This window comes from Pseudoalteromonas sp. G5_S1_14_S5, assembly GCF_054968605.1.
In genome coordinates, this window is record NZ_JBQKUM010000280.1 from 1 (window position 1) to 243 (window position 243).

A 243-nucleotide genomic window follows, 5' to 3' on the forward strand; every position below is an offset into this window, starting at 1 on the left:
GGCGATGAAGGACGTATTAACTTGCGATAAGCCCAGATTAGACAGTAAAAGTCATTTGAGTCTGGGATTTCCGAATGGGGAAACCCACTTACATAAGTAAGTATCTTGTTGTGAATACATAGCAACAAGAGGCAAACCGGGGGAACTGAAACATCTAAGTACCCCGAGGAAGAGAAATCAACCGAGATTCCGAAAGTAGCGGCGAGCGAAATTGGATTAGCCCTTAAGCTTTTAATGAGACAG

The 243-nt window shown here is 43.6% G+C and carries 1 rRNA gene; it reads left to right on the forward strand.

The window, feature by feature from the left end:
* A 23S ribosomal RNA gene (locus ACTRWI_RS22890) occupies positions 1-243 on the forward strand; the annotation flags it as partial.